We start from the raw sequence: 13,217 nt of genomic DNA on the forward strand, positions 1-13,217 counted from the left end.
AGTTCCATGGCAGGGATAATCTCCCCCCTATGGACAAGCAACACATTGGGCAGCGCGTGGTGGTCGGTTTGAGCGGTGGCGTGGACTCGGCGGTGACCGCCTGGCTGCTGAAACAGCAGGGCTATGAGGTGATCGGCATCTTCATGAAGAACTGGGAGGAGGATGACGACTCGGAGTTCTGCTCCTCCAATATCGACTTCGTGGACGCCGCTGCGGTGGCGGACGTGATCGGCATCGAGATTGAACACGTCAACTTTGCCGCCGAATACAAGGACCGGGTGTTTGCCGAATTTCTGCGCGAGTACCAGGCCGGACGCACACCGAATCCGGACATTCTGTGCAATGCCGAGATCAAGTTCAAGGCTTTTCTGGACCATGCCCTGCGGCTCGGCGCCGAAAAGATCGCGACCGGGCATTACGCGCGAGTGCGCCTGAATGCCGCCACCGGCCAACACGAGTTGCTCAAAGGCCTGGACCCGTCCAAGGACCAGAGCTACTTCCTGCACCGGCTCAATCAGGCGCAGCTGTCCAAAACGCTGTTCCCGGTCGGCGAACTGCACAAGACCGAGGTGCGCCGCATTGCCCTGGAGATCGGCCTGCCGAACGCCAAGAAGAAGGACTCGACCGGCATCTGCTTCATTGGCGAGCGGCCGTTTCGCGACTTCCTGAACCGTTACATCGCCAAGGAACCTGGCCCGATCAAGGATGAAAAAGGCCGCACCATCGGCCAGCACGTGGGCCTGAGTTTTTACACCCTGGGCCAGCGCCAGGGCTTGGGTATTGGCGGCATCAAGGCCAAAGGCGCGCAAAAGGGCGGCGGCGAGCACGCCCCCTGGTTTGTGGCCCGCAAGGACATGGAAAAAAACACGCTGTGGGTGGTGCAGGGCCACGAGCACCCATGGCTCCAGTCCCATACTTTGACCGCGCAGGACGCCAGCTGGGTCGCCGGCACGGCGCCAGCCCCCGGCCAGTTCACCGCCAAAACCCGCTATCGCCAGCTTGACGCGCCGTGCACGCTGGCCGCCGGGGCGGGCGAGGCGTTCAGCCTGACCTTTCCCGACCCGCAATGGGCCGTCACCCCTGGCCAATCCGCGGTGCTGTACGACGGCGACCTGTGCCTGGGCGGCGGCGTGATCGCGACTTGAGCTTCACGCTTGAGTTGCTATTGTTTTAATAGCTGTCTACGCACGATTGACGGGGGCTAGAGGCGTATTTTCTATAAATGTTGCTAGCCCATGCGCGCCAGCAGGGCCTCCATGTCTTTGAGCATGTGGTCCAGCCCGGCTTTCTGCGACTCGTCCGGTTGCAGGCAGGCTTCGAGCTCCTGCTCCATGAAGCACATCGTCATCCGCACATAAGTGCTGTCCAGCGCTTTGCGCACAGCCGAAAACTGTTGTCCGATCTTGAGACAACTCTCGCCCTCTTCGATCATGCGCTGCACACCGCGAATCTGCCCCTCGGCGCGGCGCAGGCGGTTGAGGACATCGGTCCGGGCCGCAACGTCAGTCAATTTGGTCATTGATATTTCCTTAGATACAGGCGCTCAAAGGCGCGCTTGGCCCAATGAAACAAGCGGGATGAGGGCAATATGATGTTGCGCTGGGCCGTACGCCAGACCAGCGTACCCTGGCCCAGGGCGTCAATAATGCAGATCAGCTCGACCTTGAACGTGACGCTGGCGGCCTCGCCCCGCAAGCCGGCCAGCAGGTTTTTTGCCGCCGCGGCGGCCTGCAGGTCCGCCATATGGGCTTGCTTGGGCATCCAGTCCGGCCCCGGGAAACTGCCTGAATCGCCCACCACGTAAACATGCTCGGAGCCTTCCACGCGACACTGCGCATCGGCCTTGAGCAGCCCGCCGGGCGAACGCGCCAGATCGGTCTGGTCAAACCACAGGTTACCCGTCATGCCCGGCATGAACAGAATCAGGTCGGCTTTGAATTCACCGCCTTCGGTGACTATTTTGTCGGCTTCAAAGCGCTTGAGCTTGTGACCCAGCTGCGTGCGGATGTTGCGCCGTGCCATCTCATCCAGCAAATGGCGCACCGCCTTGGGACCGAGACGGTTGCCCGGCTCCATGGAGGGATTGAAGAACACCAGTTCAAATTTGTCGCGTCGTCCTTCACGTTTGAGCTGCTCGTCAATACCCAACAGAAACTCAAACATGGGCCCGCCGCGCACGGCACTGGGCTCGTTCGGGTTGCCGGCGAAACCGCAGGCAATCGTGCCACCCGCCATGTGTTGCAGCCGGTCGCGGATTTGCTCCGCCGCCGCAATACCTTCACACGGCGTGATGGCATGCTCGATGCCGGGCAGCTTCTTGATAAAACGCCCGCCCGAGGCAATCACCAGCGCGTCGTTGCGCACTTCGCTGACAGCGCCACCGTGGGCGACATCGACCACGCGTCCGCCCTCACGCAGGCCGGTGACGTCACCCGCCACATACTTGACACGCATGCGGCGAAAGAAGTTCGCCAGCGGCACCACCAGCTGCTCACGCGTGCGCAAACCACTGGGAATCCAGACGATGCCGGGCAGATAATGAAGCTCGGCACGCGGCGCAATCAAGGTGATGTCAATCCTGGCATCCCCTTGACGCAGCGCTCGTACCACCGACAGCGCGCCAAAACCGGCACCGATCACGGTGACTGCGTGGGACGCGGAATGGGCTTGTGTCATGTCCGGACTCACTTCAGCCGCGCACCCAGCGCGTCGACCACCTCAGTGCTGACCGCAATACCCTGGCCCACACTCTGCGTCACCGTGCAATACGACTCGAACTGCCCGAGCACGCGATCCAGGTGCTCTAGCGAAGCAGCGGGCACGCCCAAGGTCAGCACCGCCTTGATCGCCAGCACGCGCAGACGCCCCTCCGCATTGCGGCCCACTTCGGCATGCACATCGCAAGCAATGGGTTCCGGCGCCTGCTTGAATTTGCGCAAGGCGAACAGCAGGGAATCCGACAGGCAATTCCCCACCGCTGCAGCCAGTAGCTGCACCGGCGACGGACCCTGGCCCGCGCCCAGCGGGGCCGGCTCGTCGCCCATCACGACGGGAATGTCACCGCCGAAATGAACGTCAAATTGGTAGTCCTGCTTTTGCCGCAGCTGAACGTGGACACTGGTTTCACTCATGGTAGCTCCTGAATAGAAATGAAGGCCTGGCGCCGGTTTCCGGGCTCAGTTGGCACATCCGATCTTCGACTCGGGCACGCCGAGCTTCTTCAAGATGATGCCCAGCGGGCAAAAATTGGTGAAACCGGACTGAAACAGATTGACCCCCACAAAAGCGGTGAAGGCCAGCGCCCATTTGCTGACGAACAAGGGGCTTCCCTCCACGCCCAACGCCAGTGAGATCATGATGAAGAGGCCTGCAAAAATAACGATGTAACGCTGAACGGTCATGGTGATACTCCTAAAAAAACAAACGAAAGGGTGAAATTTAATGCTTGGTTTTTTCAACCAAGCGCACGACGCCTAAGAGCTTGAGGACATATTTTTCGAATACAGGCTCCGAGTTCCCGGTTTTGATCTTGCGCATGAAGTACTTCTCAAACGCGATCTTGGCCAGATGTACCCACTTGCCTTTCTTGAACCAGTTCACGTTGCGCGGCGGGATCTGCGGCAGCGCCACAAAGGCGGCGCCGGTGTCGCCCATGTCGGCTAGACAGATGGCATTCCAGGTGCCTTTGGCGTGCGGTGATTTACCGGCCAGCTCGTCCGCGATGTTGTGCACGATGGCTCCCACCATGCTTTCAATCATGTAACCGGTTTTAGGGGTGCCGGTGGCCACCGGTGTCACTTCCACCGGGGGAATGGCCACGCATACGCCCGCCGAAAAGATGTTGCGATAGGCTTTGCTGCGCTGGAACTCGTCAATCAGCACAAAGCCACGCGGGTTGCACAGATTGGGCACGGCCGCGACGGCATCCACGCCCTTGAAGGCCGGCAGCATCATGGACAACTTGAAGCCAAGCTCATGCTCCTTGTAAACGTTGCCCAGATCATCCAATTGCGTAACAAACATCTTGCCTTCTTCCACCCGGGTGGTCTTGGCATTGGTAATCCATTTCATGTCGCGGCTGCGCATCTCGGACTCCATCATGGACTTGCTGTCGCCCACGCCACCCAAGCCCAAATGCCCAATATAGGGCTCGCTAGTCACATAGGTAATCGGCACCTTGTTGCGCAGTTTGCGCTTGCGCAGGTCGGTGTCCAGAATGAAAGCAAACTCATAAGCGGGGCCAAAGCAGCTCGCGCCTGGCATCGCGCCAATCACGACGGGGCCGGGATTGTCCAAGAATTTCTGATAGTCGGCGAAGAACTCTTGAGCATGATCCACACTGCACACCGAGTGGGTAAACCCACCCCCACCCGAGGTGAGTGGGCCGGCACCAGGCACCTCGCTGAAAGACAGCTTCGGGCCAGTGGTAATCACCAGGTAGTCGTAGTCCAGCAAGTCGCCACCCTCCAGTGTCAGGCGATTGACCGGCGCATCGATATGGGTAACCGCCTTGGCGATGAATCCAATGCCCTTGCGCTCAAGACAGGGGGCAATTGGCAGCGTGATCTGCTCGCGCTCGCGCCAGCCTACGGCGAGCCAAGGATTACTGGGTACAAACTGGAAATAGTTGGTTGAATTGACGACCGTGATGCGGTGCGCTTTGTCCAGCAACTCGCGTAATTCGTAAGCGGCGGGCAGGCCACCAATGCCAGCCCCCATGATGACGATATGAGCCATGATTTGTCTCCTGCAAGTTCTAGTTGATTGAGCTCGGATGTACCTCGGGAACATTCGCGTCTGCGCGCGATTCCATACGACGCCGGTACAAGGCGTAATAGAGGACGGGAATGACCACCAGCGTGAGCAGAGTCGACACCAGAATGCCAAAAATCAGGGACACGGCAAGCCCGTTAAAAATCGGGTCATCGAGAATAAAGAACGCGCCAATCATGGCCGCCAGGCCGGTCAGCGCGATGGGCTGGGCCCGCACTGCGGCGGACCGCACCACCGCGTCCTTGAACGGCAAGCCCTGTCTGACTTGCAGCTCAATAAAGTCCACCAGCAAAATCGAATTGCGCACGATGATGCCCGCCAAGGCAATCATGCCAATCATGGAGGTGGCGGTGAACTGGGCCCCCATCAGGGCATGGCCGGGCATTACGCCAATGAGGGTGAGCGGGATCGGCGCCATGATGACCAGCGGCGTCAGGTAGCTGCGGAATTGCGCCACCACCAGCAGGTAGATCAAGATCAAGCCCACGCCATAGGCCGCGCCCATGTCGCGAAAAGTCTCGTAGGTGATCTGCCACTCGCCATCCCACTTGATGGCGTACTGGCGATACGGGTCTGCCGGCTGGCGGATCCAGTACTCGCCCAGCTCGCCCGCCCCCGGCAGGGCCGCGTCTGTGAGTTTGCTACGAATGGCGAAAAGACCGTACAAAGGCGAGTCCAGCTTGCCCGCCATGTCGCCGAACACATAGCTCACGCCCTGCAGGTCTTTGGTAAACAAGGGCTTGTCAATCACACCGCGCTCGACCTGGACCAGTTCGCTTAAGGGCACCATCTGGCCGTTGGCGGCACGCAGGGGAATGGCCAGCAAGGCGTCCAGCCCCACTTGCGATTCTTGCGGCAGCTGCAGGCGCACCGGAACCGGGTATTTGGACTGGCCATCGTGCAGGTAGGCGGCGTCGGTCCCCGACAACGCCATGGCGGCACTCTGCGCCACCACCGCGACGGGAATGCCCAGCGACTCGGCTTGCTGGCGGCGCACGCGCAGATAGACCCGGGGAGCATCTTCCTTGAGCGAGCTGTCGACGCCGACGATGTCCGGCGTCTGCGCAAATGCCTTGGCCAAGCGACGGGCCACGTTCTGACGCCCCGCCTCATCCGGGCCATAGACCTCGGCCACCAAGGGCGACATCACGGGAGGACCGGGCGGGACCTCGACCACCTTGATGCGGGCGTTGTGGCGCAGGCCGATCTTTTCCAGATCCGGGCGCAGGCGCTGGGCAATCACATGGCTTTTCTCACTGCGATGGTGCTTGTCCACCAAGTTCACTTGCAGGTCGCCCTGGTCCGCGTCAGCCCGCAAATAGTATTGCCGCACCAATCCATTGAACGTGATCGGGGACGCCGTTCCGGCATAGGCTTGCAGGTTCAAGACCTCTGGCTGTTGCGCCAAAAATGCGCCCAGTTCATGCAGCGTGGCCGCCGTGTTTTCCAGCGGTGTTCCGGCCGGCATCTCCACGACCACCTGGAATTCGCTTTTGTTGTCGAACGGCAGCATCTTCATGACGACCCATTGAACCAGCGTCAGGCCCACCGACAGCAGGAGGGCCACCAAAATACCCGCCAGCAACAGCCAGCGTTTGCGCGCGCTCGTCAGAAACGGGGTCAGGACGCGGGTGAACAGAGTTTGCAGTTTGGGGCCAAGCCCTTTGGCACGGCCCTGTTCAGAAGCGGCGTGCCCGTGCGGCTTCATCAACTTGAGCGCCAGCCAGGGCGTGACGGTGAACGCGATCGCCAGGGAGAGCGCCATGCCCAAACTGGAGTTGATCGGGATCGGGCTCATGTAGGGCCCCATCAAACCGGACACGAAGGCCATCGGCAGCAAAGCGGCAATCACCGTCAGCGTGGCGAGAATGGTGGGGCCACCGACCTCATCCACGGCGCGCGGAATGATGTCCTTGAGCGTGGCATCCGGCGTCAACTGCTGATGGCGGTGAATGTTTTCGACCACCACAATGGCGTCGTCCACCAGGATGCCGATGGAGAAAATCAGCGCGAACAAAGACACCCGATTGAGCGTGAAACCCCAGGCCCAGGAGGCGAACAAGGTGGCGGTCAGCGTCAGAATAACGGCGGCGCCCACAATCACCGCTTCGCGCCGGCCCAGGGCAAAGCCGACCAGCAGAATGACGGACCCGGTGGCAAAAGCCAGCTTCTGGATCAGCTTGTTGGCCTTTTCCGCCGCCGTCTCACCGTAGTCGCGGGTGATGGTGGTCTCCATGTTGGCAGGAATTACCGTGTTGCTCAGGGCTTTGACGCGTTCGCGCACGGCCTGCGCCACATCCACCGCGTTTTCGCCGGGCTTTTTGGTTACGGAAATCGTCAGCGCCGGGTACACGCTACCCGCTTGGGCGGATGCCGCCCCAGGGGTAAACCAGACATAACGTTGCGGCAATTGCGCACCGTCCTCAACCCGTGCCACCTCGCGCAAGTAGACCGGCAGACCCTTGTTCACACCGACCACCAGCTCGGCCACGTCTTGCGCGGAGCGCAGAAACTCGCCGGTCTCGACGCTGAGCATCTGCGCCGAGGGGGTCGTCGTATCCAGCACGGCACCCGACGGCATGCCAAAGTTGGACGCCGCCAGCGACTGCTTGAGTGCCGCGATGTCAACGCCCCGCTCCCGCAGACGGGCCGGATCCAGCCAGACGTGCACGGCACGACCCGGGCCGCCAATAGTCTGGACCTCACGGGTGCCGGGAACGCCCTTGAGTTCGGTCTCCACCGCATGGGCCACGCGCTCCAGCTCATAGGCCGGCAGCGCCTCATGGCTCCATAAGGTCACGGCCAGTACCGGGACATCGTCAATGCCCTTGGGTTTCACAATCGGGCTCAGCGTGCCGAGTTCGCGCGGCAACCAGTCCTGGTTGGCGTTGAGCACGTCATACAAACGCACCAGTGCCTCCGTGCGCGGAACGCCCACCTTGAATTGCACGGTCAACACGGCCAAGCCGGGCCGCGCCACCGAATAGGTGTGTTCGATACCGGCAATCTGGCTCAGCACCTGCTCGGCGGGCCGGGCCACCATGTTCTGCACGTCGGCACTGCTGGCGCCGGGAAATGGAATCAGCACGTTGGCCATCGTCACATTGATCTGCGGCTCTTCCTCGCGCGGCGTCACCAACACCGCGAACAGACCCAATAGCAGGGCGACCAGCGCCAGCAAGGGCGTCAGCGCATTGGTTTGAAACGCCGCCGCGATGCGGCCAGAGACGCCTAGGGAGGCTTTGTCTTTCATAGCCATCTCACTTGACCGCCGCAGGCTGTGCCGCTGGCACGGCCTGCGCGCCCGCCAAGCCTGCTTTGACCGGGTCCAGGGCCACGCGGTCGCCCATCATCAGGCCCGCCACCACCTCCACACCCTCGGCGCCGTGGTCAGCCCCGAGGCGGATGGCCTTGAGCGCAAAGCCCTTGCCCGTGACCACATAGACCGCCGTCAGCTCACCGCGCCGCAGCACGGCAGCCCCCGGCACCACCATGCGATCGGCCTGCCCGCCGGCAAAACGCACGCGCACCTGCTGACCCGGCAACACGGCCTGCACGGCATTGGCCGGCAATTCAAGACGCCACTCAATGGTTTGGGAAACCGGATCGGCCGTCGGCACGGTCGTGACGGACACCGGACGAACCCACTGGGCACCACCCTCCGCGGTTTGCAGCAAGACCCCGGCCACCCCCGCACGCGCCACGCCCGAGCGCGATACCGGCAGCTGGACGACCGCCCGTAGCGGCAACGGGGCGTAGAGCGTGAGAAGCGGTTTGCCGGGCACCGCCAAGTCGCCCGCTTCGACATGCGTCTGCAGCACCCAACCGTCAAAAGGCGCCGTCACGCGAGTAAAACCCTGCGCCAATGACGACTGCCGCGCCCCGGCACCCGCCTGATCCCGTCCGGCCAGCGCGCCCTTGAGTTGGGAATCAGCCGTATCCAGCGCCGCCGAGCTTACGAAGCCCTTGCTCTGCAAATCACGCGTACGGTCGAAATTGGCCTGCGCGTTGCGCAACTCGGCTTGCGCCTGCGCCACCTGCGCCTGGCTGCGCTGAACCCCGGTCTGAGCCTCGCGGTCGTCAATGGACGCCAGCAATTGACCGGCCCGCACCTTATCACCGGCCTTGACCAGCAGCGTGGCAATGCGCCCCCCCGCTTGGGCCGAAATCGTACTTTGCTTGACCGGCTGAATCACACCCTCCAGCTCGAACCCGGTTCCCACAGACTTGAGTTGCGCGGGCACCGTCGGCACCTGAATGCCTCCCTGCGCTAGGGCGACAGACACGACCAAGGCACCGAACACGGGTACTGCGCGGCGAACGAATCGGAAAAAGTCAGGAAATGCAAGTGAACTCATGGCGCCCCTTAAATACTACATGGAGTATATCAACATACCCCCCACAGTACAAGAACCGATGTAAAAAGCCCTCGCAGCGTGCGCGCTGCGAGGGCTTGAGTGACAGACCGAATGGTCGTTTTCAGAACGGAATATCGTCATCCATATCGTCAAAGCCGCTCGACGGCTTGGGCGGCGGGGCTTGACGCGGCGCGGGCGCCGGGGCCGACGGGCGCGACGCGGGCGCGGCACGCGAATAGCCACCGCCACCGCCACCGCCTTCATCGCCGCTCGGCCCCCCCATGCCTTCGCGCTTGCCCAGCAACTGCATCTCGGTGGCAATGATGTCCACAGTGTTCTTTTCGACACCGGCCTGGTCGGTGTATTTGCCGTATTTCAAGCGACCTTCGACGTAAATGGGCTGGCCTTTCTTGACATACTCGCCGGCAATTTCAGCCAGCCGGTCGTAAAACGTCACGCGGTGCCACTGGGTGTCTTCAATGCTTTCCCCCGTGTTTTTGTCTTTGCGGCGCGAGGAGGTCGCCACGCTGACATTGGCGACCGCCTGGCCCGAAGGCAAATAGCGAATTTCAGGGTCTCGGCCACAATTGCCGACCAAAATGACTTTGTTAACGGATGCCATGGGGTTTCCTTTTTGATTTGATCGATTATCCCGCCTTGGGCGCCAACGCAGGCGCGCTCACAACCGGGGCCCGCATCGGCCAGGCCACCAGCAGCCACAACAGCATGAGCCCGCCGCAGGCAGCAAACAGGCCTTGCGCGCCCATATGTTTCACCAGCCAGCCGCCCATCACGCCACCGACAAAGAAACCGAGCGACTGCAGCGTGTTGTAAACCCCCATGGCCGCACCGCGCGCATGCGCTGGCGCCACGCGCGACGCCATGCTCGGCTGACTGGCCTCCAGCACGTTAAAGCCACAAAAGAACACGAACAGCAAAGCCGCCAGCGGCCCCACGCCGGGTGCGCCCGAGGCCACCAGCCAAAAGCCCACCTGAACCAGCGCGACCAAACCCACGGCGGTCAAGAACACCGCCCGCAGGTAGCCCCGCTTCTCCAAGGGGAACATGCCCCCCATCACAAGAAACGATGCCAGCACGGCTGGCAGGTAAATCCACCAGTGGTGCTCACGCGGCACCCCCGCCTGCACCAGCATGGCGGGCACAGCCATCCACATGGCCAGTTGCACCGCGTGCAGCACCAACACGCCAAAGTTCAGGCGCAACAATGCAGGCAGGCGCAAGACCTCCAGCAGGCGGCCGCGCGGCATGTTTTTGTGCTGCCGTGGTTCACTCGGCACCCACCAGATCACCACCGCCACACCGGCCAGGGCCAGGCCGCCGGTCATGCCAAACAAGCCAGCCAACCCGATATGCGCCACCAGCAAGGGCGCCGCGACCAGGGACAGCGCAAACATCAGCCCGATGCTGGCACCCACCAGCGCCATGGACTTGGTGCGCACCTCATCCCGCGTCTGGTCCGCCAGCAAGGCGGTCACGGCTGCCGAAACGGCGCCCGCCCCCTGCACCGCGCGGCCAATGGCCAGCCAAGTGAGGCTGGGCGCCAGGGCCGCCACAAAACTGCCGATGGCGAATACAACCAGGCCAAACACAATGACCCGCTTGCGCCCCAGCCGGTCCGACGCCATGCCATAAAGGAATTGCAGCAAAGCCTGCGTCAAGCCATAAAGACCCATGGCCAGGCCAATCAGGGCCGGATCGTCGCCACCCGGGTATTTAGCGGCTTCGATCGCAAAAACCGGCAAAATCAGGAACAGTCCGAGCATGCGAAGGGCAAAGATAGTGGCCAAGGAAAAGCTGGCCCGCCGCTCTACCGGCGTCATCGAGCTGCCAACAACAGCGTTTTTCCTCTCAAGCGGGGCATCAACTTTAGACAAAACAGGGGTCTCCCACACAAAATACCGCGAACGGCCACGGCAATAAAACGGTGAATTGTCCCCGATCTGCCCCCGTCACACCATAAAGGCGTGTCAAAGCGGCGATCTTTAACTATCATGGCCCGTTTTCCCGAGCACATTTCACATTGAACTCCCCGACCGAAGGCACTTCCCTCGAACACCATCCGGATGGCAAGTACCTTGCCATGGGCTTGCAGCAGCAGACCATCAGCATCCGCGGGGCACGCACGCACAATCTCAAGAACATTGACCTGGATATCCCGCGCAACCAGCTGGTCGTCATCACCGGCCTGAGCGGTTCCGGCAAGTCCAGCCTGGCGTTTGACACCCTGTACGCGGAGGGCCAGCGCCGCTACGTGGAGAGCCTGTCGACCTACGCGCGCCAGTTCCTGCAACTGATGGACAAGCCCGATGTGGATGTGATCGAGGGCCTGAGCCCCGCCATCTCGATCGAGCAAAAAGCGACCTCGCACAACCCGCGCTCCACCGTCGGCACCGTGACCGAGATTCACGACTACCTGCGTTTGCTGTTTGCCCGCGCCGGCACACCGTTCTGCCCCGAGCACGATCTGCCGCTGCAGGCCCAGACCGTGAGCCAGATGGTGGATGCGGTGCTGGCCATGCCTGCGGAGACCCGGCTGATGATTCTGGCGCCGGTGGCGCGTGAAAAGAAGGGCGAGTTTCTTGACCTGTTTGCCGACATGCAGGCGCAGGGCTACGTGCGCTTTCGGGTCGATGGACAGGCGTATGAGTTTGACAATCTGCCACAACTCAAGAAGACCGAAAAACACGACATTGACGTCGTGATTGACCGCGTCAAGGTGCGCCCGGACACCGAGCCGCAGGCGCGAGACCAGCTGCGCCAGCGCCTGGCCGAGAGTTTTGAAGCGGCCCTGCGGGTCGCCAGCGGTCGCGCCATTGCTCTTGAAATTGATAGCAGCCCACGCAATGGCGACGCGGGCTACAGCCCGAAAGAGCACTTATTCAACGCCAAGTTCGCGTGCCCGGTCTGCAGCTACTCGATCGCCGAGCTGGAGCCGCGCCTGTTTTCATTCAACTCGCCGGTCGGCGCCTGCCCGGCCTGTGACGGCCTGGGCATGCAGGAATTTTTTGACCCGACGCGGGTGGTGGCCTTCCCAACGCTCAGTCTGGCCAGCGGTGCCATCAAGGGTTGGGACCGGCGCAACGGCTACTACTTTGCCCTGCTGGAGAGCCTGGCCAAGCACTACAAGTTCGACATTGAGCAGGCCTTCGAGTCGCTGCCGGCCGCGGTCCAGCAAGCGGTGCTGCAGGGTTCGGGCGAGGAGGAGATTAAGTTCAGTTACATGATGGATTCGGGGGCTTCACAAGGCAAGAAACTCAGCAAGAAGCATCCGTTTGAGGGCATCATTCCCAACATGCAGCGGCGCTACAAAGAGACTGACTCGGCCCTGGTACGCGAAGACCTGGCGCGCTACCGCAGCACCCAGGCCTGCACCGAGTGCGCGGGCTCCCGGCTCAGACGCGAGGCGCGGCACGTGAAGATCGGCGAGGGCGCGCAAGCCCGTGCCATCTTCGAGATCAGCCACATCACGCTGCGCGAAGCCTACACCTACTTCAGCACCCTACAGATGCAGGGCGCCAAGGGAGAAATCGCCGGCAAAGTGGTGCGTGAAATCGGCCTGCGCCTGAAGTTTCTCAACGACGTGGGTCTGAACTACCTGAGCCTGGACCGCAGCGCCGAGACCTTGAGCGGCGGCGAGTCGCAGCGCATTCGTCTGGCGAGCCAAATCGGCTCGGGCCTGACCGGCGTCATGTACGTGCTGGACGAACCCAGCATCGGCTTGCACCAGCGCGACAACGACCGCCTGATCGAGACCTTGAAGCACCTGCGCAACATCGGTAACAGCGTACTGGTGGTGGAGCACGACGAAGACATGATGCGCGCCGCCGACCACGTGATCGACATGGGCCCCGGCGCTGGCCTGCACGGCGGGCGGGTCATTGCGCAAGGCACTTACGAGCAGGTCAAGGCCAGTCCCGAGTCCCTGACCGGCCGCTACCTGGCGGGCACGCTGAAGATTGCAGTGCCCGCGCAGCGCCACTCCCTGCAGGGCCAGGCCCAGCCGCAGCGGCTGCAAATCATCAAGGCCACCGGCAACAACCTGCGCGAGGTCAGCGTGGACATTCC

The 13,217-nt window shown here is 62.1% G+C and carries 11 protein-coding genes; 2 read left to right on the top strand and 9 right to left on the bottom strand.

Going from position 1 to position 13,217, the window contains the following annotated elements:
* Positions 1-29 precede the first annotated feature (29 nt).
* Positions 30-1,145: a tRNA 2-thiouridine(34) synthase MnmA gene (gene mnmA / locus B3V69_RS01045; protein ID WP_296442980.1), complete on the top strand. Its 1,116-nt coding sequence runs from the start codon at positions 30-32 to the stop codon at positions 1,143-1,145.
* 83 nt (positions 1,146-1,228) lie between these two features.
* Here mnmA and B3V69_RS01050 read toward each other — a convergent pair whose 3' ends face one another.
* The 9 genes from B3V69_RS01050 to B3V69_RS01090 all read right to left on the bottom strand — a co-directional run bounded on the left by B3V69_RS01050 (position 1,229) and on the right by B3V69_RS01090 (position 10,972).
* A complete protein-coding gene (locus B3V69_RS01050) occupies positions 1,229-1,519 on the bottom strand; it encodes a metal-sensing transcriptional repressor (RefSeq protein WP_296442982.1) in 291 nt (96 codons plus the stop codon).
* On the bottom strand, positions 1,516-2,676 hold the full coding sequence (locus B3V69_RS01055) for an NAD(P)/FAD-dependent oxidoreductase (protein WP_296442984.1): 1,161 nt from the start codon (positions 2,674-2,676) through the stop codon (positions 1,516-1,518). Before B3V69_RS01055 ends, B3V69_RS01050 begins: the two co-directional genes overlap by 4 nt.
* An 8-nt stretch (positions 2,677-2,684) precedes the next feature.
* Positions 2,685-3,131, bottom strand: coding sequence for an OsmC family protein (locus B3V69_RS01060; RefSeq protein WP_296442986.1), 447 nt, complete (start codon positions 3,129-3,131; stop codon positions 2,685-2,687).
* Positions 3,132-3,176: 45 nt separating this feature from the next.
* Positions 3,177-3,401 (bottom strand): YgaP family membrane protein, encoded by a 225-nt coding sequence (locus B3V69_RS01065; RefSeq protein WP_296442990.1) that lies wholly within the window; start codon positions 3,399-3,401, stop codon positions 3,177-3,179.
* 37 nt (positions 3,402-3,438) lie between these two features.
* A complete protein-coding gene (locus tag B3V69_RS01070; RefSeq protein WP_296442992.1) occupies positions 3,439-4,737 on the bottom strand; it encodes an NAD(P)/FAD-dependent oxidoreductase in 1,299 nt (432 codons plus the stop codon).
* A 19-nt stretch (positions 4,738-4,756) separates the two neighbouring features.
* Positions 4,757-8,026 carry an efflux RND transporter permease subunit gene (locus tag B3V69_RS01075; protein ID WP_414707448.1) on the bottom strand — a complete coding sequence of 1,090 codons (3,270 nt, stop codon included), beginning with the start codon at positions 8,024-8,026 and terminating at the stop codon, positions 4,757-4,759.
* A 7-nt stretch (positions 8,027-8,033) separates the two neighbouring features.
* Positions 8,034-9,131, bottom strand: a complete 1,098-nt coding sequence (locus B3V69_RS01080) for an efflux RND transporter periplasmic adaptor subunit (RefSeq protein ID WP_296442996.1) — start codon at positions 9,129-9,131, stop codon at positions 8,034-8,036.
* A gap of 121 nt (positions 9,132-9,252) precedes the next feature.
* Entirely contained in the window at positions 9,253-9,753 is a 501-nt protein-coding gene (gene ssb, locus B3V69_RS01085; protein WP_296442998.1) for a single-stranded DNA-binding protein, read from the bottom strand.
* A gap of 25 nt (positions 9,754-9,778) precedes the next feature.
* On the bottom strand, positions 9,779-10,972 hold the full coding sequence (locus B3V69_RS01090; RefSeq protein ID WP_296443001.1) for an MFS transporter: 1,194 nt from the start codon (positions 10,970-10,972) through the stop codon (positions 9,779-9,781).
* Between the two features lie 260 nt (positions 10,973-11,232).
* Between B3V69_RS01090 and uvrA the strand changes: the two genes are divergently transcribed.
* A partial coding sequence (gene uvrA, locus B3V69_RS01095; protein ID WP_296443003.1) for an excinuclease ABC subunit UvrA occupies positions 11,233-13,217 on the top strand: 1,985 nt, incomplete at its 3' end.

Source organism: Rhodoferax sp. UBA5149, from assembly GCF_002413825.1.
Classification (GTDB): Bacteria; Pseudomonadota; Gammaproteobacteria; order Burkholderiales; family Burkholderiaceae_C; genus Rhodoferax.

Excerpts from the sequence above, each read along its gene's own strand:
- mnmA (WP_296442980.1), top strand. The coding sequence starts at position 30 with ATGGACAAGCAACACATTGGGCAGCGCGTGGTGGTCGGTTTGAGCGGT.
- B3V69_RS01050 (WP_296442982.1), bottom strand. The coding sequence starts at position 1,519 with ATGACCAAATTGACTGACGTTGCGGCCCGGACCGATGTCCTCAACCGC.
- B3V69_RS01055 (WP_296442984.1), bottom strand. The coding sequence starts at position 2,676 with ATGACACAAGCCCATTCCGCGTCCCACGCAGTCACCGTGATCGGTGCC.
- B3V69_RS01060 (WP_296442986.1), bottom strand. The coding sequence starts at position 3,131 with ATGAGTGAAACCAGTGTCCACGTTCAGCTGCGGCAAAAGCAGGACTAC.
- B3V69_RS01065 (WP_296442990.1), bottom strand. The coding sequence starts at position 3,401 with ATGACCGTTCAGCGTTACATCGTTATTTTTGCAGGCCTCTTCATCATG.
- B3V69_RS01070 (WP_296442992.1), bottom strand. The coding sequence starts at position 4,737 with ATGGCTCATATCGTCATCATGGGGGCTGGCATTGGTGGCCTGCCCGCC.
- B3V69_RS01075 (WP_414707448.1), bottom strand. The coding sequence starts at position 8,026 with ATGAAAGACAAAGCCTCCCTAGGCGTCTCTGGCCGCATCGCGGCGGCG.
- B3V69_RS01080 (WP_296442996.1), bottom strand. The coding sequence starts at position 9,131 with ATGAGTTCACTTGCATTTCCTGACTTTTTCCGATTCGTTCGCCGCGCA.
- ssb (WP_296442998.1), bottom strand. The coding sequence starts at position 9,753 with ATGGCATCCGTTAACAAAGTCATTTTGGTCGGCAATTGTGGCCGAGAC.
- B3V69_RS01090 (WP_296443001.1), bottom strand. The coding sequence starts at position 10,972 with ATGACGCCGGTAGAGCGGCGGGCCAGCTTTTCCTTGGCCACTATCTTT.